23 protein-coding genes and 1 pseudogene are annotated in these 23,497 nt (G+C 74.9%); 14 read left to right on the forward strand and 10 right to left on the reverse strand.

The genetic code is table 11. The annotated features are described in order from the left end of the window. The first annotated feature begins 249 nt into the window (after window positions 1-249). On the forward strand, window positions 250-1,866 hold the full coding sequence (locus G339_RS0115685; RefSeq protein WP_019632034.1) for an alkaline phosphatase D family protein: 1,617 nt from the start codon (window positions 250-252) through the stop codon (window positions 1,864-1,866). Window positions 1,867-1,969: 103 nt separating this feature from the next. Here G339_RS0115685 and G339_RS36740 read toward each other — a convergent pair whose 3' ends face one another. Then, entirely contained in the window at window positions 1,970-2,914 is a 945-nt protein-coding gene (locus G339_RS36740) for a hypothetical protein (protein ID WP_157407731.1), read from the reverse strand. 241 nt (window positions 2,915-3,155) lie between these two features. Between G339_RS36740 and G339_RS40865 the strand changes: the two genes are divergently transcribed. The 5 genes from G339_RS40865 to G339_RS0115715 all read left to right on the forward strand — a co-directional run bounded on the left by G339_RS40865 (window position 3,156) and on the right by G339_RS0115715 (window position 9,720). Next, a complete protein-coding gene (locus tag G339_RS40865) occupies window positions 3,156-5,633 on the forward strand; it encodes a sigma-70 family RNA polymerase sigma factor (protein ID WP_084693288.1) in 2,478 nt (825 codons plus the stop codon). A 242-nt stretch (window positions 5,634-5,875) separates the two neighbouring features. Next, window positions 5,876-7,330: an NYN domain-containing protein gene (locus tag G339_RS0115700; RefSeq protein ID WP_026341484.1), complete on the forward strand. Its 1,455-nt coding sequence runs from the start codon at window positions 5,876-5,878 to the stop codon at window positions 7,328-7,330. A 110-nt stretch (window positions 7,331-7,440) separates the two neighbouring features. Then, window positions 7,441-8,016, forward strand: a complete 576-nt coding sequence (locus tag G339_RS0115705) for a tetratricopeptide repeat protein (RefSeq protein WP_019632036.1) — start codon at window positions 7,441-7,443, stop codon at window positions 8,014-8,016. A gap of 103 nt (window positions 8,017-8,119) precedes the next feature. Beyond that, a complete protein-coding gene (locus tag G339_RS0115710) occupies window positions 8,120-8,506 on the forward strand; it encodes a YciI family protein (RefSeq protein ID WP_033323342.1) in 387 nt (128 codons plus the stop codon). Then, complete coding sequence (locus G339_RS0115715; RefSeq protein WP_026341487.1) at window positions 8,503-9,720, forward strand: RNA polymerase sigma factor; 1,218 nt, start codon at window positions 8,503-8,505, stop codon at window positions 9,718-9,720. The genes G339_RS0115710 and G339_RS0115715 overlap by 4 nt, the downstream gene beginning before the upstream one ends. Here G339_RS0115715 and G339_RS0115720 read toward each other — a convergent pair. After that, the gene (locus G339_RS0115720; protein WP_019632039.1) at window positions 9,710-10,570 is read right to left on the reverse strand and encodes a hypothetical protein; all 861 of its coding nucleotides are present in this window, start codon (window positions 10,568-10,570) and stop codon (window positions 9,710-9,712) included. The two genes, G339_RS0115715 and G339_RS0115720, sit on opposite strands and share 11 nt — an antisense overlap. A gap of 115 nt (window positions 10,571-10,685) precedes the next feature. Here G339_RS0115720 and G339_RS0115725 point away from each other — a divergent pair, with 115 nt between their 5' ends. Continuing rightward, complete coding sequence (locus tag G339_RS0115725) at window positions 10,686-12,698, forward strand: sensor histidine kinase (protein WP_019632040.1); 2,013 nt, start codon at window positions 10,686-10,688, stop codon at window positions 12,696-12,698. Between the two features lie 9 nt (window positions 12,699-12,707). Beyond that, window positions 12,708-13,079 carry a VOC family protein gene (locus G339_RS0115730; protein ID WP_019632041.1) on the forward strand — a complete coding sequence of 124 codons (372 nt, stop codon included), beginning with the start codon at window positions 12,708-12,710 and terminating at the stop codon, window positions 13,077-13,079. 5 nt (window positions 13,080-13,084) lie between these two features. Here G339_RS0115730 and G339_RS0115735 read toward each other — a convergent pair whose 3' ends face one another. Next, window positions 13,085-13,690: a response regulator transcription factor gene (locus G339_RS0115735; RefSeq protein ID WP_026341489.1), complete on the reverse strand. Its 606-nt coding sequence runs from the start codon at window positions 13,688-13,690 to the stop codon at window positions 13,085-13,087. A gap of 88 nt (window positions 13,691-13,778) precedes the next feature. Between G339_RS0115735 and G339_RS41075 the strand changes: the two are divergent. From G339_RS41075 to G339_RS0115750, 4 genes and pseudogenes are all read left to right on the forward strand, one after another. Then, window positions 13,779-14,004, forward strand: a pseudogene (locus tag G339_RS41075) (hypothetical protein); the annotation flags it as partial. Window positions 14,005-14,025: 21 nt separating this feature from the next. Then, window positions 14,026-14,424, forward strand: coding sequence for a type 2 periplasmic-binding domain-containing protein (locus tag G339_RS39860; protein WP_019632043.1), 399 nt, complete (start codon window positions 14,026-14,028; stop codon window positions 14,422-14,424). Window positions 14,425-14,461: 37 nt separating this feature from the next. After that, window positions 14,462-14,758, forward strand: coding sequence for a methyltransferase domain-containing protein (locus tag G339_RS0115745; RefSeq protein ID WP_169514742.1), 297 nt, complete (start codon window positions 14,462-14,464; stop codon window positions 14,756-14,758). Window positions 14,759-14,918: 160 nt separating this feature from the next. Then, entirely contained in the window at window positions 14,919-15,410 is a 492-nt protein-coding gene (locus G339_RS0115750; RefSeq protein ID WP_157407733.1) for a hypothetical protein, read from the forward strand. 264 nt (window positions 15,411-15,674) lie between these two features. Here the strand turns inward: G339_RS0115750 and G339_RS0115755 are convergent, their stop codons facing one another. The 4 genes from G339_RS0115755 to G339_RS0115770 form a co-directional block, all read right to left on the reverse strand. After that, window positions 15,675-16,145 carry a hypothetical protein gene (locus G339_RS0115755; protein ID WP_019632046.1) on the reverse strand — a complete coding sequence of 157 codons (471 nt, stop codon included), beginning with the start codon at window positions 16,143-16,145 and terminating at the stop codon, window positions 15,675-15,677. A 223-nt stretch (window positions 16,146-16,368) separates the two neighbouring features. Beyond that, complete coding sequence (locus G339_RS37820) at window positions 16,369-16,557, reverse strand: DUF397 domain-containing protein (RefSeq protein ID WP_026341490.1); 189 nt, start codon at window positions 16,555-16,557, stop codon at window positions 16,369-16,371. A gap of 88 nt (window positions 16,558-16,645) precedes the next feature. Beyond that, window positions 16,646-16,846 carry a DUF397 domain-containing protein gene (locus tag G339_RS0115765; protein WP_019632047.1) on the reverse strand — a complete coding sequence of 67 codons (201 nt, stop codon included), beginning with the start codon at window positions 16,844-16,846 and terminating at the stop codon, window positions 16,646-16,648. Further along, on the reverse strand, window positions 16,843-17,838 hold the full coding sequence (locus tag G339_RS0115770; RefSeq protein WP_338028925.1) for a helix-turn-helix domain-containing protein: 996 nt from the start codon (window positions 17,836-17,838) through the stop codon (window positions 16,843-16,845). The genes G339_RS0115765 and G339_RS0115770 overlap by 4 nt, the downstream gene beginning before the upstream one ends. Between G339_RS0115770 and G339_RS38830 the strand changes: the two genes are divergently transcribed. Together G339_RS38830 and G339_RS38835 are read left to right on the forward strand one after the other, a co-directional pair. Beyond that, window positions 17,785-18,156, forward strand: coding sequence for a hypothetical protein (locus G339_RS38830; RefSeq protein ID WP_157407736.1), 372 nt, complete (start codon window positions 17,785-17,787; stop codon window positions 18,154-18,156). The two genes, G339_RS0115770 and G339_RS38830, sit on opposite strands and share 54 nt — an antisense overlap. 5 nt (window positions 18,157-18,161) lie before the next feature. Then, window positions 18,162-19,355: a hypothetical protein gene (locus G339_RS38835; RefSeq protein WP_157407737.1), complete on the forward strand. Its 1,194-nt coding sequence runs from the start codon at window positions 18,162-18,164 to the stop codon at window positions 19,353-19,355. A 25-nt stretch (window positions 19,356-19,380) separates the two neighbouring features. On the opposite strand, the gene G339_RS0115785 is transcribed toward G339_RS38835, so the two are convergent. The 3 genes from G339_RS0115785 to G339_RS0115795 all read right to left on the reverse strand — a co-directional run bounded on the left by G339_RS0115785 (window position 19,381) and on the right by G339_RS0115795 (window position 23,494). Beyond that, entirely contained in the window at window positions 19,381-19,554 is a 174-nt protein-coding gene (locus G339_RS0115785; RefSeq protein WP_157407739.1) for a hypothetical protein, read from the reverse strand. An 871-nt stretch (window positions 19,555-20,425) separates the two neighbouring features. After that, window positions 20,426-23,023 (reverse strand): ATP-dependent chaperone ClpB, encoded by a 2,598-nt coding sequence (clpB, locus tag G339_RS0115790; protein ID WP_019632052.1) that lies wholly within the window; start codon window positions 23,021-23,023, stop codon window positions 20,426-20,428. 18 nt (window positions 23,024-23,041) lie between these two features. Next, window positions 23,042-23,494: a heat shock protein transcriptional repressor HspR gene (locus G339_RS0115795; protein WP_019632053.1), complete on the reverse strand. Its 453-nt coding sequence runs from the start codon at window positions 23,492-23,494 to the stop codon at window positions 23,042-23,044. Window positions 23,495-23,497: the final 3 nt, after the last annotated feature.

Genomic DNA, 23,497 nt, shown 5'->3' on the forward strand with positions numbered 1-23,497 from the left:
CTCCGCGGGGGGCCGGAGTGGTCGGTCGGGTCAGGATGGGCCGTCCGCGCGCCGCGCGGTACTCACGCGCGTGCGCATCGGGCGCGCCGATGTTCGTCCCCCGGACGAAAAAGCGTGCTCAGCGAGGTCGAGCGCACGGCGCGAAACGTCCGCACGACCCGGAAATTCCGCCGTACGAAATGGCACCGCCCCGATGTCCCGTTCGTCTCAATGGACGAAACCGCCCTCGATCCGCTAGAGAGTCGAACCATGACCGCTTTGGTGCTCGGCCCCCTCCTCCGCCACGTCGGCGAGCACACCGCGACCGTCTGGGTGGAGACCGACCGGCCCGCCGAGGTGACCGTCCGCGCCGGGGAGCGGACCGGCGCGGCGGCGACGTTCGCCGTCCACGGCCACCACTACGCGCTCGTCGACGTCACCGGGCTCGCCGCCGGGGCGAGCGTCCCCTACGAGGTCGAGATCGACGGCGAGCGCGTCTGGCCGCGCGACCGATCGCAGTTCCCGCCGCCCGCGCTGCGCACCCTCGACCCGTCCGGGCCGCTGCGGCTGTCGTTCGGCTCGTGCCGCCGCTCGCCCGACCCGCGCCGCGTCCACGGCCTGGACTCCCTCACCGCGTACGCGCACCGGCTCGCCGAACCCGACGCCGTCTGGCCCGACGCGATCCTCATGCTCGGCGACCAGGTGTACGCCGACGAGCTGAGCGACGAGATGCGCGCCGCCGTCCTCGAACGCCACGGCCCCGACGCCGAGCCCGCCGACGAGATCGCGGACTTCGAGGACTACACGCGCCTCTACGCGATGGCGTGGGTGGAGGACCCGGCGGTGCGGTGGCTGCTGTCCACCGTCCCCACCTTCGCGATCTTCGACGACCACGACATCCGCGACGACTGGAACACGTCCTACGCGTGGCGGCGGCAGATGGCGGAACTGCCCTGGTGGCGGGACCGGATCGTCGGCGGGATCGCGTCCTACTGGGTGTACCAGCACCTCGGGAACCTGTCGCCGGAGGAACGCGCCGCCGACCCCGTCCTGGCGGCGGTGCGCGCCGCGTCGGCGGACGGCGGCGACGGCGGCGCGGTCCTCGACGCGTTCGCCGAGCGCGCCGACGCCGAACCCGCCACGGCCCGCTGGAGCTACGCGCACCAGTGGGGCGGGACGCGGCTCGTCGTCGTGGACAGCCGCTGCTCGCGCCTGCTGACCCCCGACCGGCGCGGGATGCTGGACGACGAGGAGTTCGCCTGGCTCGACGGGCAGCTCCAGGGCGGCGTCGACCACCTGCTCGTCGCCAGTTCCCTGCCGTACCTGCTCGCGCCCGGCATCCACCACGCCGAAGCGTGGAACGAGGCCGTCGCGGGCGGCGCGTGGGGCGCGCGGGCCGCGCGGTTCGGCGAGAAGGTCCGGCAGGCCGCCGACCTGGAGCACTGGGCGGCGTTCGGCGCGTCCTTCCGGGAGGTCGCGGCGGACCTGGTCGCGGTCGGACGCGGCGAGCGCGGCCCCGCGCCCGCGAGCATCGCGTTCCTGTCCGGGGACGTCCACTACTCCTACGTCGCGCGCGTCACCGAGCCCGCCACCGAATCCCGCATCGCGCAGCTCGTCTGCTCGCCGCTGCGCAACCCGCTGCCGCGCAAGTACCGGTGGGCGCAGCGGCTCGGGATCTCCGGCACGCTCGCCAACGCCACCCGCGCGCTCGCGCGGCTCGCCCGCGTGCCCGCGCCGCCGCTGGCCTGGCGGCTGACGGACGGGCCGTGGTTCGACAACGCCATCGCGACGATCGAACTCGACGGCCGCGCCGCCCGCGTCCGCTGGGACGCCCCGGCCACGCCGCGCTCGCTGACCCGGCTCGCCGAGGTCCGCATCACCGACTGACCGGGAGAAGCCCGAGGGCGCGTCCGTCCCGCCCCCTCCTCGGGACGGACGCGCCCGGACGCGCCGTCCGGCGCCGCGCCCCCCGGCACGGCGCCGGACGGCGTCAGGAAGCGGTCGGCTCCAGCAGCGCCAGAGCCTCCCGCAGGTCGTCGGGCGGGACGACGATCCGCACGGCGAACGCGTCGCGCCCGCCGCCGGGTTCCCCGTCCGTCCCGTCGGCGCCGCCGGTCGCGCCCGGCGCGTCCGGCCCGCGGCGGCGGCACGCGTGCGCGGCGCTGCGGCGCGTCGCGCGGGTCCGGACGCCGCCCGTCCAGTCCCCGCCGACCGCGCGCCCGCACGCGGCGTCGGACGTCCGGAAGCGCTCCGCCGCGAACAGCTCCGCGCCCAGCCGGTCCGGCCCCGGGGCGGCCGCCTCGCCGTCCCCGCCGAGCGCCCCGTCCAGCAGCGTCCGCAGCACCGCCGCGTCCGCCTCCGCGCGGCGGCCCGCCGGGACCAGCGCCACCGCCCGCGACGGCCCCGCGAACGCGACCGTCTCGCCGCGCCGGAACACCTCCCGCAGCTCGTGCGCCACCACCAGCGAGCGCGACAGCCGCCGCCACGGCTCCCCGCCCGCCGGGAGGTCCACGACGAGCAGCACGTGCCCGGTCGGGGCGCCGCCCGCCTCCCGGTACAGCTCGCCGAGCCGCCCGCGCAGGTACGCGGCCGTCATCAGCCCGGTCAGCGGGTCCGCGCAGGCCGTGTCGGGCGCGGCGGGCGCGCCCCCGTCCGCCCAGCCCTCCGCCGCGCAGCGCACCAGCGACAGCGGCGGGTCGGGCCAGCTCAGCTCGGCGAACAGCGCGCCGAGGTCCTCCAGCGTCTCCCCGATCCCGACGCCCGCGCGGCCGCGCGCCTCGCCGAGCCGCCGGCACGCGACGGCCAGGCCCGGCTCCCCGCACGCCGCCGACACCACCGACTCCACGGCGGGCGTCCACCAGTCGCCCGGCAGGGACCACCCCGCCTCGGCGCTCCGGCCGCGCCACCGCTCGCGCAGCTCCCCCGGCCCCGGCACCAGACGCTCCCCGGGGCGCCGCCCGCTCCAGAGATCCACCATTCCCCGTCGCCTCTCCTTGTCCTGGTCGTTCACCCGGTCACACCCCTCCCACGGGGCTCGGGCCGGGCCATGACGCGGTTTGGCCGTGCATTTACCGCGACAGTGGGTGTGCGAGGAACTACAGTTTGCGGTCGACCCCCTCTTTTCCGCCCGGATACCGTCCGGTGACGTCACGGCAAGGAGCCCTCCCGTGGCCGAGATGGCCGAGAACGCCCCCCGCCCGGCCCCCGGCGCGACCAGCGACGCCGCGCTGCTGGCCCGTGTCCGCGCGGGCGACCTCGACGCCTACGGCCCGCTGTACGAACGCCATCTGGCGGCGGCGCGCGCGCTCGCCCGGCATCTCGCCCCGCCCGACGTCGCCGAGGACGCCGTGCAGGACGCGTTCGCCCGCGTCCTGGCGGCGCTGCGGCGCGGCTCCGGCCCGGCCGCCGACTTCCGGCCGTACCTGCTGACGTCGGTGCGCCGCGCCGTCTACGACCGGCACCGCGACGACCGCCGCACCGAGCCGACCGGGGAGATCGAGCGCCTCGACGCGCCGCTGGACTTCGACGACCCCGCGCTGCTGGGCCTGGAGCGCTCGATGGTCGTCCGCGCGTACCGGTCGCTGCCCGAGCGGTGGCGGGCCGTGCTGTGGCACACCGAGATCGAGGGCGCGAAGCCCGCGGAGGTCGCGCCGCTGCTCGGGCTGACGGCCAACGGCGTCGCGGCGCTGGCGTACCGGGCGCGCGAGGGGCTGCGGCAGGCGTACCTGCAGATGCACCTGGCCGATCCGGCGGCCCCGCTGCCGGGCGGGCCGCCGCCCGCCGGGGCGGAGTGCCGCCCGACGCTGGAGAAGCTGGGCGCGCACGTGCGCGGCGGCCTGTCCCGGCGGGACGCGCGCGCGGTCGACGGGCACCTGGACGGCTGCCGCCGGTGCCGCGCGATCTTCGCGGAGCTGACGGACGTCAACACGGCGCTGCGGGACGGCCTCGGCCCGATCGTCCTCGGCGCGGCGGGCCTGGCCTACCTCGCGCACGGCGGGCCGCCGCTCGGCGCGGGCGTCGTCGCGCGGCTGCGGCGCGTCCGGCGGATGCCGAAGAAGCAGCAGGCCGCGGCGGGCGGCGCGGCGGTGGCGATGGCGCTCGCGGCGGCGGGGCTGGCGCTGGCGCTGGTGTCCGGGACGACGCCGGTTCCCGGCGGCGGCGGTCCGGCGGCGGACCGGCCCGGCGCGCCGCAGGCCGCCCGGCCCGCGCCGCCCGCCGCACCGCCCGCGGCGCCGCCGGCCGCGCCGCCGCCGGCGCAGGCGAAGCCGCCCGCGCAGCAGCCGCCCGGCGCGCCGCGGGACCGGCCCGCGGCGGGCCCGGTCGCGGAGCACCCGGTGACCGGCGACGTCACCGCGCGCATCGGCACGGTCGGGTCGCTCGTGCGCGACCGGCCCGGCATCGTCGCGCTGACCGTCGCCAACCGGGGGGCCGCGCGCACCGCCGACCTCGCCGCCGACGTGCTGCTGCCGCCCGGCGTCGCCTACGAGGGCGCGACGTCCGGGCGCACGGCCGTCGCGTTCGTCCCCGCCGAGCCGCCCGGCGACGGCTGGGCCTGCCGCCCGCGCGGCGGCACGGTCGCGTGCGCGCACGCACCGGTCGGCCCCGGCGGCGAGACCACCGCGTACCTGCGCGTCCGCGTCGCGGCGGACGCGCCGCTCGGCGGCCCGCCGCGCCTCACCCTGCGCGCGGGCGGGGCGCGGACCGTCGCCGCGAGCGCGCCGCGCGGCGTCGCCGCCGACGGGATGGCCGCCCGGTTCGCCGAGCGCGGGCACGTCCGCACCGTCGCGGTCGGCAACGCCCTCTACGACTGCGGCGCCGTCCAGCCCGCGTGCCGCGCCGCGCTGGACCGGCGCGGCCCGGTGCGCGACAACGACCGGTACGTCATGCGGCCCGCCGACCGCGACGACGACCCGACGACCCTGTCGTCCAGCGCGGCGCGGCTCGCCGTCCCGGCCGGGCGGGACGTGCTGTGGGCGGGCTTGTACTGGTCCGGCGCGGCGTCCGTCGCGCCGGTCGGGGCGAAGCCCGTCACGATGCGGCTGCGCGGCCCCGGCGCGGCCCGGTACACGACCGTCCGCGCGGCGCAGACGAGCGGCGCGCGGCTGCCCGACTACTCCGCCTACCAGGCGTTCGCCGACGTCACCGCGCTCGTCCGCGCGCGCGGCGGCGGCGTCTGGTGGGGCGCGGACGCGCCGTCGACGCCCGGCCCCGGCCGGTACGCGGGCTGGGCGCTGGTCGCCGTCGTCCGCGACGCGCGCGCCCCCGCCGGGCAGGCGATGGTGCTGGACGGCGCGACGGCGCTCGGCCCCGGCGCGGCGCACCGACTCGACGTCCGCCCGGACGGCCTGCTCGCGACCGGCGCGACGCCCGCGCGCGTCGGCCTCGTCGCGTGGGAGGGCGACGCGGACCTGCCCGGCGACCGGCTGCTGCTCGGCGGCCGTCCGCTGGTCCCTGCGGGCGGCGACCGGTCGGCGGGGAACGTCCTCGACGGGTCCGCGGCGGGCGCGCTCGGCCCGAAGCTGACCTTCGGCGTCGATGTGGACTCCTGCGCGGCGGTCCTCGGCCGCGACCCCGTCCTCACCCTCACGACCGGGCAGGACGCGGTCCTCGCGGGCGTCGTCACGGTCACCGCCCCGGCTCCCGCGGAGCCCTGACGCGCACGGCGACGTGCGAAAACCCCGTTCGGGGGGTCGCGCGCCGGGCGATCGTCTGAAAGAGTGGCGAATCTCCGTAACGGCCTACGTGGCTCGCGGGCTTCACTACGCTCATGACGCCCGGGGCCCCGCGCCGGTCCACGTCCCCGAGCCGGGAGGACGCACATGACGGTCCGCCCGCAGGGACGGCCGCCGGGCCCCGTGCTCAGGGAAGGCCCGTGCTAAGGGAAGGGCGGTGTCGCATGGATCGCTGCGCGCTGTTCGTAGACGCCGGCTACCTCCTGGCCGACGGCGCGATGGCGGTACATGGCACCCGCCGCCGCGAGGCCGTCTCCTGGGACTTCGGCGGGCTGCTGCAGTTGCTCGGCAACCTCGCGCGCGAGCGGACCGGCGTGCCGCTGCTGCGCTGCTACTGGTACGAGGCGACCGAGGAGGGCCGCCGCGCCCCCGAGCACGAGTCGCTGGCGGACCTGCCCGGCCTGAAGCTGCGGCTGGGCAAGATCCGGCCGGGGCGGCGCGAGGGCGTGGACGCCGAGATCCACCGCGACCTGATGACGCTCGCCCGCAACGGCGCGCTCGCCGACGCCGTCGTGGTGAGCGGCGACGAGGACGTCGCGCGGGTCGTGGCGGACGCGCAGGACTTCGGGGTCCGGGTGACGGTCGTCCACGTGTCGGTGGAGGGCGGCGTGGCGGTGTCGCGCGTCCTGCGGCAGGAGTGCGACGACCTGGTCGAGCTGGCGTCGGGCCAGTTGCGGCCGTTCGTGACGGTGGTGAGCGGCGGCGACGCGGTGCAGGCGGGGCCGTCCGGGCAGCCCGCGCTCCCGGCGGCGGGCCCGCTGACCAATGGACACGGCACGGGTGGGCACGGCACGGCTGGGCACGGCACGGGCTCGCTGGGCGATCTCGCGCCGGTGCCCCGGCACTCGACGCAGCGGTCCGCGCCGCCGTCGACGCCGCTGACGGGCCTGCCGGTGCCCGCGCCGACGTCGTCGCCGGAGTACCGCTCCGACTACGGCTCGTCCGCCGACTACGGGTCCGGCGAGTACCGCACCGGCGAGTACCGGACGGGCGAGTACGGCAAGAACGAATACGGCAAGAACGAGTACGCCAAGACCGAGTACGGCAAGAGCGAGTACGGCAAGAGCGAGTACGGCAAGAGCGAGTACGGCAAGAGCGAGTACGGCAAGAGCGAGTACCGCACGGGCGAGTACGGCACCGGCTACCGCGCGCCCGGCCCGGCCCCGGCCGACCCGGGCTCGGTGGACTTCGGGTCGGCGGGCCGCGCGGCCCCGCCGCCCGCCGCGCCGCCGTCCCCGCCGTCGCCGCAGTCGTCCGGCCCGCAGTACCTCCCGCCGCAGCCCGCGACGCCCCCGCCGCCGCAGCAGCAGCAACAGCCGCCGCAGCAGCACGGCCCGTACACCGGTCCGCAGCAGGTCGCCCGGCAGACCGCGCCCACGCTGTCGGACGCGGTGAAGGCCGCCCACCAGGAGGGCCAGGACTTCGGCGAGTCCGTCGCCCGGGACGCGCCCGCGCTGTGGCTGGAGGCGGTCCTGGCGCGCAAGCCCCGGATGCCGTCCGATCTGGAGGCGCGGCTGCTGCAGGGCTCGGCGCTGCCGATCGACTTCCTGCTGCACGACGAGGTGCGCCACGCGCTGCGCCGGGGCTTCTGGGACGCCCTCGAACGCGCCCGCCGCTGAGCGCACGCACGGTGTCCATGTCGCGACATGTACGTGTAGATGTTTCACGATCATCGTCGATTCGCCCGCTTCGGTCGCCGACCGGCGGGTAGCGTTGAACCGTGACGCATGTGACGGAAGACGATCTCGACGACCTGGAGTTCGACACCCTGCGCACGGGCGATCACATCTCGGCGGCCCGGCGTCTCTCCGAGCTGGCGGAGGCCGTGTCCGGCGGGGTGTCCCGCGCGAACGTGCTGCTGCGCGCCGGGGAGCAGTGGCAGCACGCGGGCGACCACGAGGCCGCGGCGGCGCTGTACCGCGCGGCGCTGGAGGATGGCGGCGAGACCTACGGCGACCCCCGCGCCTACCTGGCCGACGCGCTGTTCAAGCTGGGCCGCGACGCCGACGCCCGCGCGCTGGTCGCGCGGATCGACGCCGACGCCCCGCGCGATCCCGAGGTGTACCGCGCGGTCGCGGAGGTCCTGTACGAGCAGGGCGACGCGGCGGGCTGCCACGAGTGGGCGACGCGCGGCGCGGACGTGGTGCTGGCCGTCCGGGGCTCGGGCGGCGCGGCGGAGGACGCGGCGCTCGCGGAGGACAGCCTGGAGGCGCTGCTGCGCCTGCGGTACCGCGCGCGGGTGGACCTCGGCCGCCCCGAGGACGACTACGACGCGATGCTCGACGACCTGCTGAAGAACGCCTGAGATTTTTTTCGCGGCGGATGTCGAGAACGGCGCGGTCGGCCTCGACCCCCGGGTGGACGCGCCCGAGGGCGGCGCGGCCGAGAGGGGAACGACCGTGAAGTACATGATGCTCATGCAGTTCAGCGCCCAGTCCGGCGTCCCGCCGATCAGCACGTGGACGGAGGCGGAGGTGAAGGCGCACATCGCGTACATGGGCGAGTTCAACGACCGGCTCACCGCCGACGGCGAGTTCGTGGACGCGCAGGGCCTCGCCGACCCGGCGACGGCGCGGATCGTCCGGTCGGGCGAGGGCGGCGCGCCGGTCGTGACGGACGGCCCGTTCCCCGAGACCAAGGAGTGGCTGGCCGGGTACTGGATCGTGGACGTCGCCGACGACGCGCGGGCCGTCGCGCTGGCCGCCGCCGCGTCCGCCGCGCCCGGTCCGGGCGGCCGCCCGCTGAACATGCCGATCGAGGTGCGCCCGATCGGCGTCCTCCCGGAGTTCGACTGACGTCCGGCCCCGCCCCCGACGACCTGCTGCGCACGCTCGCGCCGCAGGTCGTCGGCGTACTGACCCGCCGGTACGGGGACTTCTGCGCCGCCGAGGACGCCGTCCAGGAGGCGCTGCTCGCGGCGGCGGAGCAGTGGCCGCGCGACGGCGTCCCGGACCGGCCGCGCGGCTGGCTGGTCCAGGTCGCGAGCCGCCGCCTGGTCGAGCAGATCCGGGGCGACGCGGCGCGGCGGGCGCGGGAGGAGCGCGTCGCGGCCGACCGGTCCGCGCCGCCGCCGGACGCGCCGTCCGACGACGACACGCTGACGATGCTGTTCCTGTGCTGCCATCCCGCGCTGACGACGCCGTCCGCCATCGCGCTGACGCTGCGGTCGGTGGGCGGGCTGACGACGGCCGAGATCGCGCGGGCGTTCCTCGTCCCGGAGGCGACGATGGCGCAGCGGATCGCACGGGCGAAGGCGGCGATCCGGGCGTCGGGGCTGCCGTTCCGGCCGCCGGAGCCGGCCGAGCGGGAGGCGCGGGTCGCGGCGGTCCTGCACGTTCTCTATCTGGTGTTCAGCGAGGGTTACGTCAGCGGCGGCGACACGTTGCAGCGCGTCGGGCTGGCGCGGGAGGCGATCCGGCTCGCGCGGCTGGCGGTGCGGCTGCTGCCGGGCGACGGCGAGGCGGCGGGGCTGCTGGCGCTGATGCTGCTCACCGACGCGCGCCGCGCGGCCCGCACGGACGCGGCGGGGCTGCCGGTGCCGCTCGCGGAGCAGGACCGCTCCCGCTGGGACCGCGCCGCGATCTCCGAGGGCGTCGCCCTGCTGGAGCGGACGCTGCCGCGCGGCCCGGCCGGTCCGTACCAGGTGCAGGCGGCCATCGCGGCGCTGCACGACGAGGCCGCGTCCGCGTCAGAGACGGACTGGCCGCAGATCCACGCGCTGTACGAGGTGCTGGAGCGGATGACCGACAGCCCGGTCGTGACGCTGAACCGGGCGGTGGCGCTGGCGATGGCGCGCGGCCCGGCGGCGGGCCTGGCCGTCCTCGACGCGCTGGACGGCGATCCGCGGCTCGCCCGCAACCACCGCCTTCCGGCGGCCCGCGCGCATCTGCACGAGCGGGCGGGGGACGTCCCGGCGGCGGTGGCCGCGTACCGGCGCGCCGCCGAGCTGACGCCGAGCGCGCCCGAACGCCTGTATCTGACGGCGCGCGCGGCCCGTCTCACCGGGTGACGAGCAGGTTCTCGCAGGCGGCGCTCAGGCGGGCGCGGAGCGGTGCGGCGCGGTCGGCGAACCCGCGCTGGATCGCCGCGTACTCGGCGCGGCCCGCCGGGGTCTCGATCCGGATCGGCGGGTAGCCGAGGGCCGCCAGGTCGTACGGGCTCGCGCGCATGTCCACGGCGCGGACGTCGCGGGCGAGCGCGAAGCAGTCCGCGACGAGTTCGCTCGGGACCAGCGGCGACAGCTTGTACGCCCACTTGTAGAGGTCCATGTTGGCGTGGAGGCAGCCGGGCTGCTCCAGATCATGCTGGGCGTCGCGGGTGGGTTGGAGCGTGTTGAGCGGGCGGGCCGCCGGGGTGAAGAAGCGGAACGCGTCGAAGTGGCTGCACCGGACGCCGCGTTCGTCCACGACGGCCGCGATCTCGTCGGCGTCGAGCCGCAGCGGCCAGGCTTCGTGCCGGATCTCGGGCGTCCGGTAGACCATCGCCCACTCGTGGAGGCCGAAGCAGCCGAAGTGCGCGGGGCGGTCCGCGGTGGCCCTGAGCAGCTTGGCGGTCCACTCGATGGAGGTTCGGCGGCGTTCGACGAGTTTGGCGGTGTCCAGCAGCGCGCCGTCGTCGGTTCGCCGGTAGTCCGGGCCGACGTCGCGCGCGCCGCGCAGCAGGACGTCCGCGCCGGGGTGCCAGCGGGCGAGGCGGCCGGGCCGGTTGGAGTAGTAGGTGAACAGGAAGTCCTCGACGGGGTGGGCCTCGCCGCGTTCGCGCCGCCGCAGGTACGGGCCGGTCCAGGCGGCGACGCGGCGCTCGTGCGCGGCGGCGCGGGCCTGCCAGGCGTCCGGCTCCAGGATTTCCACGGCCCGCATGGTAGCCGAGCATAATTGCGTGGATCGTCCGTCCTATCTGGGGTGATTCGCCGTTAATCCGCATCCGCGTACCGCTCGTACGGTCACCGGGGTCGTCGTCGCGGGCTTCGCCGCGGTGAACGGGCTCGGGGCGATCGGCGACCCGCCGCGCGCCGCCGCCGTCGCGGTGCTGCTCGTCGCGGCGGTCGCGCTGCACCTGCGCGCGGCCGTCCCGGCGCGGTGGGCGGTCGCCGCCGAGGCCGCGCTGGTGTACGCGGCGGTCGCCGGGCTCGGGATCTCCGTGGGGACGCTCGGGCTGGTGGTCGGGGCGCTGCTGCTGCGGTCCGCTTTTCGGACGGGTCTGCTCGTCGCCGTCAGCGCCGCCGTCATCGCGGGCGTGCGGGACGGCTGGACGCCCGTCGTCGCGGACGTGACGATCTCCGCCGTCCTCACCGGACTCGTCGTGTACGGCCTCGGCCGCCTCACGCGCGGCGTCGCGGAGGTCCACGCGGCACGGCTCACCCTCGCGGCGGCGGCCGTGGACGAGGAGCGGCTGCGGATCGCCGCCGAACTCGAACCGACGCTCGGGCGCGGCCTGGACGCCGTCGCGCGCGCCGCCGAGCGGCCCGACGAGCTGGCCGACGCGCTCGCCACCGCCCGCTCGACGCTCGCGGCGGCGCGGACGGCCGCCGCCGACCTGCGCAGCCTGTCGCTCGCGCCGGAGGTCGCGGCGGCGCGCGGGCTGCTGGCGTCGGCGGACGTCGCGGCGACCGTCGCGATCGGGCACGCCGAACCGCTCGGCCCGGCGGGCGCGCTGCTCGCCGCCGTGCTGCGCGAGGCCGTCACCGACGTCGTGCGGCAGGGCACGGCGCGGCACTGCTTCATCGAGACCGAGGAGCGCGGCGCGGACCTGGTGCTGCGGGTCGTCGGCGACGGCGTCCGGACGGCCGAGCGCGGCGGGCAGCCGTTCGCGGCGCTCGCCGAACGCGTCCGGGCGGCGGGCGGGCGGTTCACGACGGGGCTGGACCCGGACGGGCGGTTCCGCGTGGAGGCGTCCGTCCGGCGGCTGCCGGAGGCCGCGCCGCCGCGCTCGGGCGAGCACCGGCTGGCGGTGGCGGTGCTCGCCGTCGTGCTGCTGGGGTTCTGCGCGAAGGGGCTGCTGCTGATGTCGCCCCGGCAGGCGCTCTGGGCCGTCCCGCTGCTCGCGGCGACGTGCGCGCTGCAACTGCACTGGACGCGGCCGGGCGTGCGCGCGTGGCCGCTGCTCGTCCAGGCGGTGCTGAGCTATCTGCCGCTGCTGTGGCTCGGACGGGCGTGGGGCGGCGTGGCGGGCTTTCTGGCGGGCGCCCTGCTGGTCGTCCTGCCCGCGCGGGCGGCGTGGCCGCTGGCCGGGGCCGTCGCGGCGAGCCTGGCGGGGATCGCGGTCGCGTACGACCAGTCCGCGACGGTCGTGGTGAACACGGCGGTCAGCGCGGTCGTGACCGGTCTGGTGGTGTTCGGCCTGACGCGCGTCGCGTCCCTGGCCGACGAACTGCGCGCCGCCGACGCCGGCCTCGCCCGCGCCGCCGTCGTCCAGGACCGCCTGCGCGCGGCCCGGGACCTGCACGACCTCCTGGGCCACAGCCTCGCGGCGCTGCTGCTGAAAGGCGAGCTGGCGCGGCGCCTGGCCTCGGTGGACCCGGTCCGCGCGAAGACGGAACGCGCCGAAATGGCCGCACTCGCGACCCGCGCCCGCGCGGACATGGCGACCGTCACCGGCGCGGCCCCCAGCCTCGACCTGAGCGCGGAACTCGACTCGGCCCGCTCGGTCCTGACGGCCGCCGCCATCACCGTCACCGTCACCGCTTCCGACCCGCCGGTCGGCGACACGGGCGCGGCCCTGAGCGCGGTCCTCCGCGAGGCGGTCACGAACATCCTCCGCCACAGCACCGCGACCCACTGCACGATCACGATCGGCGGCGGGGTCCGGCTCGTCGTGGAGAGCGACGGCGCGCCGGACGCGGTGACGCCGCCGGGCGCGGGGATCGGCAACCTGCGGACGCGGCTGGCGCTGCTCGGTGGAACGCTCGACGCGCGGCCGCTCGGGGACGGCCGCTTCCGCGTCACGGCGCTCGTCCCCGACCAGCATGGGCCCGGTGTCGCGGGGTAGGGACGGCGCATGGCCTCCCGTATCACCGAACTCGTCCTGGATTGTCACGACCCGGAGAACCTCGCCGCCTTCTGGTGCGAGGTCTTGGACTACGTCGTGCTGGACCGCGACGGCGAAGACGTCGAGATCGGCCCCCGCGAGGGCTTCGGCGGGCTCCAGCCGACGCTGATCCTCAGCAAGACCGACGAGCCCAAAACCGGCAAGCTGCGCCTGCACATCGACCTCAACGCCACCGACCGCGACCAGGACGCCGAACTGGAACGCCTTCTGGCGGCAGGCGCGCGCCCAGCCGACGTGGGCCAGACCGGCGAAGAATCCTGGCACGTCCTCAGCGACCCGGAGGGCAACGAGTTCTGCCTACTCCGCAAACGCGTGACCTGACGCCGTCAGATCCACCCGGCCTCACGCGCGATGCGAATCGCATCGCCGCGCCCCCGCGCATTGAGCTTCGCAACAACAGACGTCAGATGATTACGCACAGTCCCCGCCGAAAGATGCAACCGCCGAGCGATCTCCCCAGGCTCGGCGCCCTCGGCCGCAAGCCCCAACACGTCCTTCTCCCGAGGCGTGAGCGGATTCCCGGGCATCTCCCAAGCGGTGACGGCAAGACTCGGATCAAGCACCCGCCCCCCAGCCGCCACGGTACGAATAGCCGCGATCACCTCATCAGGCGGCGCGGTCTTCAGAACGAACCCGGCCGCCCCCACCTCCAACGCCCGCCGCAAATACCCGGGCCGCCCGTTCCCGGTCAACATCAACGTCCGACACCCGGGAACCGCCTCCCGCAACTCAGCAGCCGCGGCCAGCCCGTCCCGCCCAGGCAGATCAATATCGAGCACAGCAACATCAGGCCGCTCCGCCCGCGCCGCAGCCACAACCTCATCCCCAGAAGCGGCCTCAGCGACGACCTCCAGGTCGTCCTCCAACTGGAACAACGCGACAAGCGCACCCCGCACCACGTGCTGATCCTCAGCAATGAGCACCCGAATCACCCCCGAAGCGTACAAACCACCAGCAAGCCGGGGTGGTGGATACCTGCTTCCGCGGCCCGTCGATCCGCCGACCGGAGAAGCTTGAACCATGACCACCGCTCCCACCGACGGGGACTTCCGCGAAGCCTTCCCGTCCGGCGTCCTCCGGCTGGGCGGGCGCACGTCGCAGCTCGCCCGCGCGTACGCCGGGCGGGTCATCGACGCCTTGACGGCCGTCCTGCCGCCCTTGCGGGTCGAGTACGTGCCGATCGAGACCTCGGCGGACCGCCACCAGGGCGATCTGTCGGACCTGGGTGGCAAGGGCCTGTTCATGAAAGAGATCGGCCAAAGTCGGCATGGACCACCGCGTCGGGCAGATTCTGACGACGGACGAGATGTGCCCCGCCATCGGAGCCGGAGTCGTCGGCGTCCAATGCCGCAAGTCCGACGACCGAGTCGTCGAACTACTCCAAAAGATCGACCACGCCGAAACCCGGACCCACATCATCGCCGAGCGAGCATTGCTGCACGCCCTCCAAGGCCACTGCAACAGCCCGATCGCGGGCCACTGCCGCACCACCGAAGACGGCCGCCTCAGCCTGATCGGCATGGTCTTCAGCCGAGACGGAGCCACCTTCGCCGACGCCCACGAATGGAACACCCGCGACCGCGCTCACGACCTGGGCACATCCGTAGCCGCATCCCTGATGCGCAAGAACGCCCGCGAAATCATCGCCAGTACCCAGATGCCTTGACGGCCGCGACACAGGTGCGTCCGGTGAGTCTCACGCGATGGAAAGGCGACCGGGGCGCATCCTGGCAGGGGTGCCGTACGCGTGGGTCGAGCAGATGCGGCCGGGCGGGCTGGTCGTCTTCCCGTGGATGCCCGGTTGGGAGGCCGGGCATCGCGTCCGGCTGACGGTGACCGGGGACGGCGGCGCGGTCGGGCGGTTCCACGGCGGCAGCGTCTTCATGGTGCTGCGCGCGCAGCGGCCGCACGTGCCGTCCGTCTCGGGTGAGCCGTGCGGACGGAGCTTCGCCGACGGTGGCCCGGCGCGGGTCTCGCGACCTGTGGGCGGAGTTGCGTGAGGCGTTCCTGCGCTGGGTCTCGTGGGGGAGTCCCGGCCGTGAGCGGTTCGGAATGACGGTCGCGCCGGAGGGCCAGCAAGTCTGGCTGGACGATCCCGTCCGCGTGATCGACTGACAGTGTTCCGCGCACACAGGCAATGGGTGGACGAAGGAGTACCGAATGCGTCGACTTGCAGTGGCCGCCGCTCTCGCGCTGGCCGCAACGGCCACCGCAACCGGATGCGACGACGGGAATGACCCCGACGCCTCCGCGAGCGCCGAAACGCCCAGCACCCGTCCGTCGCCGGGCGGCCCTTCCATCCAGGTGAGGGGAGAAGATCCCAGGATCGCCACGACCGACTCCGGCTTTACGACCACCGCGGCGTTGCGCGGCGTGCTCCGCTACGACACCGCGACTCGCTGCCTCTACCTGGAAACGCAGAAGGGGAACGTCCTCCCCATCTTCTCCACGTGGACCAGCCCCGCACTGAAACCGGTCCTGCGCGATGGACGACGCGGCCTGGACACCGGAAACAAAGGCACCGTGCTGGAAGGCGACAAAGCCATCATCGGCGGCGTCCCCATCCCCCGCCGACCCGACAACGCCCCCGATTCCTGCGCCCCGCAGGCAACGACCATCACGACATCCGACGGCATCGAACCGGACGCATAGGCCAGGAGCGGTTCTCACCGATGTCCCGTTGCCCGTCCGCGCCATCCGTTGCGTGGACCGGTGCGCGGGGTTCGGTCGTCCGGCCGTCTGCGGGGATGTGGTGAGTGCCCACCGAGAGGTCCGGGGTTCTTAGTTGTTCCGTCCAGTCGTTGGCTGCGGTCGTCGGTGGAGTCCACGTGCCCGCGCCTTCGATGATCTGCGTGCGCGAAGCCTAGTGGGGGAGAGCGATTTCGTAGCCGCGAGTGCGTGGGCGGGAGCGTGGGGTTATTTGGTGCGGGGGGCCAGGTGGGAGATGCGTTGGTGGGAGAGGCGTAGGGCCGCTCCGGCGTCGCGGGTCGTCCAGCCTTGGGCGGTCAGGAGGCGGGCGGCGTGGGTGACGGCCTCGCGTTCGAGGCGTTCGGCCTCGGCGCGGGCCACCCGGGTGTCGACGACGGCGTGGAGCGCGGCGGTGGCGTCCGGGTCGGCGGGGGCGAGGTCGATGCCGACCGCCTGGTCCACGGTGCCCAGCGCGTCGACCACGGCGCGGTGCGCGGTGCGGTGGAGCTCGTCCCACGTCGACGCCCGCACCAGGACCGGGTGGCCGGTGGGGACGTCGTGGACGGTGGCGGTCCAGGCCCGGCCGCTCCGGGTCGCGGTCGCCCTGTACGTCGTGAACTCGATGTCGGCGAACTCGTCGGGGTCCGCGCCGGGCTCCGGCTCGGGCTCGTCGAAGACCTTCTCGAAGTGCTGCGTCACACGGGCAAGCTAGTTCGAGCGGACGGTTCTTGCCTAGCTGCCTTGCTGCGTAGCTGCCTAGCTGGACCGGGTGGGCGGTCGAGCCGGTTGCGCGGCGGTGCCGATCGGCCCGCGCGCGTGGACGCCGGTTCGGCGGACGCTGGGCGTGAGCTGTCGCGTGGTCCGGCCGGGGGAGCTGTCGCGTGGCCTGGCCGGGGACGAGCCGGTTGCGGGGTGCGGACGGCTAGAGGTTGAGGGTGTTCGTGCGGGCGGCGGTGAGTAGGGCGGCGAAGGCGGGGGTGGGGAGGGTCAGGGCTCCGGCTTCGCGGTTGGCGGTATCGCGGATGAAGACTGTGGTGTTCGTTGAGGCTGCTTCGACGCAGTTGCCGTGTTGGCCGCCAGAGTGGGTTGATTTGCGCCAGTTGGTTGGCATGGGGGCTCCCCTCGGGGTGGGTCGGTGTCGGGGTGCCCGAGCGGCGGGGTGGCGAAACCCCCGCCGTGGCGGGGGTTTCGTTGGGGCCTCAGAGGTTGAGGGTGTTCGTGCGGGCGGCGGTGAGCAGGGTGGCGAAGGCGGCCGGGGGAAGGGTGATGGCTCCGGCGGGGCGGTTGGCGGTGTCGCGGATTGACACCGTGCCGTTCTCCGATCCGGCCTCTACGCAGTTGCCGTGCTCGCCACCCGAGTAGCTCGACTTGCGCCAGTTGCGGGGATTGGTCGCGTTCACAGGGACTCCTGGATCGTCTTCAGTACGTCACGGCTCTCGGCTGCGGACATCGCCGCCGAGCGGATGAGATCATAGCTTTCCAGCAGGTCAGCGATGATGGCCTTGTCTTCGATGACGCGGCCAGCCTTGCCGACGCCGTCGTGCCAGGCTGCGAGAGAGCCGTTCTCGCGCGACTCGTAGATGGTGAAAGAGCATTGCAGCCCGGGATAGGAAAAGTTCGACTGATGCACTAGTTGCACTTGCACGTTCCACTTTTCCATGCGATCGAGGATCAGCTTGATCTGTTGGCGCGCGATCTCGGGGTGACTGGTCAGGCGGCGGATGACCGTCTCGTCCATGATCGCTTGAAGTTTGGCGGGCGGGTCGCCGTCGAGAACCTCCTGGCGGCGTGCGCGTTCGTCCGAGACCTCGTCGATGGCCTGCGGCATGAGGCCGTCGCGTACGAGTGCCCGCACGTAGGACGGCGACTGGAGAAGGCCCACGACCGTCCCATGCGAGAAGGACCGGATCATCGCCGCACCGGATTCGTAGTGCGCGATGGGCCGGGCGCGGACGGGGATGCGGCTGTTGGCGGCGACGGCGTTGTGCTCGGTGTAGTAGCTCGTGCCGAACAGCAGGTCGAGGATCTGGGCGGTCTTGATGCCGGGCACGCGTTCGCCGTGCTCGTAGCGGCTGACCTGCGACGGGTCGCAGTGGAGTTTTTGCGCCAGCTCCTCAAGGGTCATGCCCGCTTCGTCCCGATCCTGGCGAATACGGGACCCGTAGAACTGGGCAAATGACCTGTCCGGCGTCAGCGGCTTCGGGGGTCGGGCCACGGTTCTTGCCTCTTCCGGGTCGACAGGCTGGAGGGCTTCGCTGCGGAGGGTACATCGGCCACGCTTGTCGGTGACGGATCTCGCGCAGAAAGGCGGAGATCGGAAGCGAAGGCGAGCGCTCAGGTGAAATCGACCCCGCACGGCCCCGAACCCCGGCGATCTTCCACGGCGGATCACGGCGGCACTGAGAATCTCAAACTCGAAGGGCTCAGGAATGCCCGCGTCCGCGTCGCGCTGAACCGGCTCGCGGACGCCCTCGAAGGGCTCGGGGACTTCCGGATGAGAATTTCACAACCGTTCGTCGAGGAGCCGCCCACCCTCGTCGTCACCGCCTGGGGCGAAGGGCTCGCCGCGCTGACCGAGGAGATCCGCGCCCGCGTCGCCGAGGACGGGAAGCTCCGCTACGTCTGGTCCTGGGACGAGGACGTCGCCGGGAACGGGGACGTCGGGCTCGCGGCCGAGTCCGTCGCGCGCGTCCTCAACCCCCGGATGTGACGGCGATGGGACACGAACTCGCGCGCCGCGCCGAACGCCTCCACCCCGGCTGGGTCGTCGTCTGGGGCGCGTACAGCCGCGCCTTCACGGCCTGGGCGGCCTGGTCCACCGCACCCCTGAACGTCCAGGCCCCGACCCTGGACACCCTGACCGCCGCGATCCGCACCGCCGAGCACGCCGCCCGCCCACCCGCCACACCGAGCCCGCCCGCCGTCCCGCACCCGCCCGACCCGCCCGAACCCGGGCCGCGCGCATCCAGCGAGCACCCCACCACGCCGGGCCTGTCCACGCCGGGTGGTTGCGTGCCGCGCCTGGATGCCCCGGGTGGTGCCGGGTTGCGTGCGGTCGGCGAACAGCCTGCCGCGCCTGGCCGGTCCGCGCCGGGCGGTCGCGCGCGGCGCCCGGATTCCCCGGGCGGTCCCGGGCTGCACGTGCCCGGCGAGTTCCCCGCCGCGCCGAGCCTGTCCGCGTCGGGCGGTTGCGCGCGGCGCCCGGATGTCCCGGGTGGTGCTGGGCTGCGTGCGTCCGGCGAGCAGGCCGCCGCGCCGGGCGCGGATGGAGAAGAGAACGACCCCCGGACTCCGCGACGCGCGGTCACCGGTGTCCGGGGGTTCTCGTCGGCGGAGACCGAGCCGCCGACGAACGGACGTCGCGGCCCCGTCCGCCCCGACCCCCGGGCGTCCGCGTCCACGGTGACCCCCACCGTGCGGCGCGCGTCCACGGGGCCGCGACCCGGCCGTCCCGCCGCGCGCCGGGACTTCCCGCCGGAGCACCTGGCGATGATGTACCGGCCCGCCCGCCGCGTCCGGCTCGCACTGAGCGCCGCCGCGAACGCCCCGGCCACCCCGCCGCACCCCGGCCCGCCCGCGCACCTCCCGACCACCACCCCCGCCCCGCGCCCCGCTTCCCCCGCCGGACGCCCGGTCGCCCGGCCGGACGCCCCACCGGTCGGCCGCTCGCCCGCCGGGCTGGAAACCCCGCTGGCCGACGACCGTGGGGACGTGCGGCCGACTTCCCCGAGTGCGCCGCCGAGCCCAGTGCGGGCGGCGTCGCCCACCGGACGCCGGGACGCGGCATCGCCGCCTCCCGGCAGCCCCACCACCGCGCCCCGGAGGGGAGCGCGCGGGCCCGGCCGCCGCCGCCGCCCGCGCGGACGGGCGGCGCACTGGTGGTGGCCGCTCGGGGCCCGTTCCGCCTGACCACGGAACGGGCCCCGAGCCCAGCTCAATCCAGCGCGACGCTGATCATGTACCACCCGAGCGCGCCCCAGATCGCGGCCAGCACCATCTTCATCAACCAGGGCTGCCACATGTCGCCGAACCCGTCCTTGATCGTGACGGCCGTGTAGTAGAACACGCCGACGACGGCGAGGCCCAGCCAAATGATTCCGATAACCAAGAAAACGATCACGGCGGAATCCAATCAGACGATTCTCGCAGGCCGCACGGCCGGAAAAGGCCCCTGCCGGACGTGAACCCGGCGAGTTGTTCGAGCGTCTGACCAGCACTCCCGCACCCGCCGAAATCAGAACCAGGCGCCCGCGTTCAAATTCTCGCCTCGGCGGCGGCCTTTTCGGCAACCGCACGCGCGGCCGCCGCCGTACGCACCACCCCTCGCCCCCGGCCCGCGCACACCCACCCACCGCGCGCCGCACCCGGACGTCCCAAACCGCCCGCGCCTGAACCGCCCCGCACCTGAACCGCCCCGTGTCTCCCCGCACCGCGCCGCCCCCGCACCGAGCCGCCCCCGGGCGCCGAGCTGCCCTACGCCGCCCCGCCCCGCCCCGCCCCGCGCCGCCCCGCCCCGCGCCGCCCCGCCCCGCGCTGCCCCGCCCTGCGCCGCCCCGCGCCTGAACCGCCCTGCGCTGCCCCCGCCGCACTGCGTGTACTGCGCCCGCCCCACGCGGCCCCGCGCCGCGCCGGACGGCCCGCGCTGCCCCGCGCGGCGCCTGCCCCGCGCCGCCCCGCGCCTGAACCTGCGCTGCCCCCGCCGCACTGCGCGTACTGCGCCCGCCCCACGCGGCCCCGCGCCGCGCCGGACGGCCCGCGCTGCCCCGCGCGGCGCCTGCCCCGCGCCGCCCGTGCGTCGCCCCCGCGTCGCCCCGCGTCGGGCCGCGCTGCCCCGCGCCGCCCGTGCGCCGCCCCCGCGCCGCCCCCGCGCCGCCCCGCGTCGGGCCGTGTCGCTGACTCGTACTCACTCGGCCGGTTCCGGAGCCCCGGAACAGCGCTGCGCCCGGAGCCGCAGGGGCTCCGGGCGCAGTGGTGGTTGGTCACTTCACCAGGGTCGGCCTGCCCGCAGGGCCCACCGTGAGGCGGTCGGCGGGTTCGTCCAGGTCCACGACGACCTCGTCGCCGTCGCGGACCGTGCCGGACAGCAGTTCCTTGGCGAGTTGGTCGCCGATGGCCGTCTGGACCAGGCGGCGGAGGGGGCGCGCGCCGTAGAGGGGGTCGTAGCCGGTCAGGGCCAGCCATTCGCGGGCCGCGGGGGTGACGGTCAGGGTGAGCTGGCGGTCCGCGAGGCGGGTCGCCAGGCGTTCGACCTGGAGGTCCACGATGCGCGTCAGCTCGTCGGTCGAGAGGGCGTCGAACAGGATGACGTCGTCCAGGCGGTTCAGGAACTCCGGCTTGAACGCCGTCCGCACCGTGTTCATCACCGCCTCGCGCTTCGCGGCGGGCTCCAGCGCCGGGTCCACGAGGAACTGCGACCCGAGGTTGGACGTCAGGATCAGGATCGTGTTCCGGAAGTCCACGGTCCGGCCCTGGCCGTCGGTGAGCCGCCCGTCGTCCAGCACCTGGAGCAGGATGTCGAAGACCTCCGGGTGCGCCTTCTCCACCTCGTCCAGCAGGACGACCGAGTACGGGCGGCGGCGGACGGCCTCCGTGAGCTGGCCGCCCTCCTCGTAGCCGACGTAGCCGGGGGGCGCCCCGACGAGCCGCGCCACCGAGTGCTTCTCGGAGTATTCGGACATGTCGATCCGCGTCGTCGCCCGCTCGTCGTCGAACAGGAACTCCGCGAGCGCCTTCGCCAGCTCGGTCTTGCCGACGCCGGTCGGCCCGAGGAACAGGAACGACCCGGTCGGCCGGTCGGGGTCGGCGACGCCCGCGCGGGCGCGGCGCACCGCGTCCGACACGGCCTGCACGGCGGCGGACTGGCCGATCAGGCGGCGCCCCAGCTCGTCCTCCATGCGCAGCAGCTTGGCGGTCTCGCCCTCCAGCAGGCGGCCCGCCGGGATGCCCGTCCAGGACCCGACGACGTCCGCGACGTCGTCCGGGCCGACCTCCTCCTTCACCATCGCGTCGCGGTTCTCGGCCTGCTCGGACGCCTCCGAGAGCTGCTTCTCCAGCGCTGGGATCTCCCCGTACGTCAGCCGCGCCGACGTCTCCAGGTCCCCGTCGCGCTGCGCCCGCTCGGCCTCGCCGCGCAACTGGTCGATGCGCTCCTTGATCTCGCCGACGCGGTTCAGCCCGGCCTTCTCCCGGTCCCACCGGGCGACGAGCGCGTCCAGCGACTCCTGCCGGTCGGCCAGGTCGCGGCGCAGCCGCTCCAACCGCTGCTTGGACGCCTCGTCGGTCTCCTTGGCGAGCGCCAGTTCTTCCATCCGGAGCCGGTCCACCTGCCGCTGCAGCTCGTCGATCTCGACGGGCCGCGAGTCGATCTCCATGCGGAGCCGGGACGCGGCCTCGTCCACCAGGTCGATGGCCTTGTCCGGCAGGAACCGCGCGGTGATGTACCGGTCGGACAGCGTCGCCGCCGCGACCAGCGCCGAGTCGTTGATCTGCACCTTGTGGTGCGCCTCGTACCGGCCCTTCAGCCCGCGCAGGATCGCGATCGTGTCCTCGACGGTCGGCTCGCCGACGAACACCTGCTGGAAGCGGCGCTCCAGCGCCGGGTCCTTCTCGATGCGCTCGCGGTACTCGTCCAGCGTCGTCGCGCCGATCAGCCGCAGCTCGCCGCGCGCCAGCATCGGCTTGAGCATGTTGCCCGCGTCCATCGAGCCCTCGGCGTTGCCCGCGCCGACGACGGTGTGCAGCTCGTCGATGAACGTGACGACCTGCCCCTCGCTCTGCTTGATCTCGTTGAGGACGGCCTTCAGCCGCTCCTCGAACTCGCCGCGGTACTTCGCGCCCGCGACCATCGCGCCGAGGTCCAGCGAGATCAGCCGCTTGTTCCGCAGCGACTCGGGGACGTCGCCCGCGACGATCCGCTGCGCCAGCCCCTCGACCACCGCCGTCTTCCCGACGCCCGGCTCCCCGATCAGCACCGGGTTGTTCTTCGTGCGCCGCGACAGCACCTGCACGACGCGGCGGATCTCCGAGTCACGGCCGATGACCGGGTCCAGGCCGCCCTCGCGGGCGCGGGCCGTCAGGTCGACGCCGTACTTCTCCAACGACTGGTAGGTGTCCTCGGGGTTCTCGCTCGTCACGCGCTGGTGGCCGCGGACCTTCTCGAACGCGTCCAGCAGCGCCTGCGGCGTCGCGCCGACGTCCGACAGCAGCTCCGCGACCGGCCCGCCGTCCGCCGCCAGGCCGACGAGCAGGTGCTCGGTCGAGACGTACTCGTCCTGCAACTCCTCGGCGCGGTGCTGCGCCGTCGCCAGCACCCGCTGCAACTGGCCGGAGACGCGCGGCTCGGGAACCGTCGACCCGCTCGCCTTCGGCAGCCGCGCCAGCAGTTCCTCGGCGCGCCGCCGCACCGCCGCCGGGTCCGCGCCGACCGCCTCCAGCAGCGGGACGGTCGTGCCCTCCGGCTGCGCCAGCAGCCCCGCGAGCAGGTGCGCGGGCGCGATCTCGGGGTGCCCCTCGGCCGCGGCCCGACGGATCGCGACCGACATCGCCTCGCGGCTCTTCAACGTCAGATTGGTGTCCATTGCCAGAAACTCCCCGTCCTACTCTCGGCCCCGCTCGTGCCACAGCACGACGTGCGTGCGGTGGATCGGCACCAGATCGCCCCCCGGCGCGCCCGCCGGCTCGCCGCGCCGCAACTGCTGCGCCAGCCGCGCCGCCACCGACCGCGTCGACTCCAGCTCGCCCGCGAGCTGGCTCGCCGACGCGCGCAGCCGCTCCAGCTCGTCGCGCAGCGCCGCGTTCTCCCGCTGCAACTCCAGGATGTGCTTGATCCCGGCGAGGTTGATGCCCTCCTCCTGGGACAGCCGCTGGATCTCCCGCAGCATCACGATGTCGCGCATCGAGTACCGGCGGCCCCGGCCCGACGTGCGGCCCGGCGACACCAGCCCCATCCGGTCGTACGTGCGGAGCGTCTGCGGATGCAGCCCGGACAGCTCCGCCGCCACGGAGATCACGTACACGGGCGTGTCGTCCCCGAACGCGTCCCTGCTCACCGA

Origin of the sequence: Actinomadura atramentaria DSM 43919, assembly GCF_000381885.1 — a bacterium.
Classification (GTDB): Bacteria; Actinomycetota; Actinomycetes; order Streptosporangiales; family Streptosporangiaceae; genus Spirillospora; species Spirillospora atramentaria.

What these genes read in the sequence shown, in the direction of transcription:
- clpB (WP_019632052.1), bottom strand. Translation starts at nt 23,023, where the DNA reads ATGGACACCAATCTGACGTTGAAGAGCCGCGAGGCGATGTCGGTCGCG.
- G339_RS0115700 (WP_026341484.1), top strand. Translation starts at nt 5,876, where the DNA reads ATGGATCGCTGCGCGCTGTTCGTAGACGCCGGCTACCTCCTGGCCGAC.
- G339_RS0115685 (WP_019632034.1), top strand. Translation starts at nt 250, where the DNA reads ATGACCGCTTTGGTGCTCGGCCCCCTCCTCCGCCACGTCGGCGAGCAC.
- G339_RS40865 (WP_084693288.1), top strand. Translation starts at nt 3,156, where the DNA reads ATGGCCGAGAACGCCCCCCGCCCGGCCCCCGGCGCGACCAGCGACGCC.
- G339_RS38835 (WP_157407737.1), top strand. Translation starts at nt 18,162, where the DNA reads ATGGGACACGAACTCGCGCGCCGCGCCGAACGCCTCCACCCCGGCTGG.
- G339_RS0115720 (WP_019632039.1), bottom strand. Translation starts at nt 10,570, where the DNA reads ATGCGGGCCGTGGAAATCCTGGAGCCGGACGCCTGGCAGGCCCGCGCC.
- G339_RS0115710 (WP_033323342.1), top strand. Translation starts at nt 8,120, where the DNA reads ATGATGCTCATGCAGTTCAGCGCCCAGTCCGGCGTCCCGCCGATCAGC.
- G339_RS0115730 (WP_019632041.1), top strand. Translation starts at nt 12,708, where the DNA reads ATGGCCTCCCGTATCACCGAACTCGTCCTGGATTGTCACGACCCGGAG.
- G339_RS39860 (WP_019632043.1), top strand. Translation starts at nt 14,026, where the DNA reads ATGGACCACCGCGTCGGGCAGATTCTGACGACGGACGAGATGTGCCCC.
- G339_RS0115745 (WP_169514742.1), top strand. Translation starts at nt 14,462, where the DNA reads ATGGAAAGGCGACCGGGGCGCATCCTGGCAGGGGTGCCGTACGCGTGG.
- G339_RS37820 (WP_026341490.1), bottom strand. Translation starts at nt 16,557, where the DNA reads ATGCCAACCAACTGGCGCAAATCAACCCACTCTGGCGGCCAACACGGC.
- G339_RS0115750 (WP_157407733.1), top strand. Translation starts at nt 14,919, where the DNA reads ATGCGTCGACTTGCAGTGGCCGCCGCTCTCGCGCTGGCCGCAACGGCC.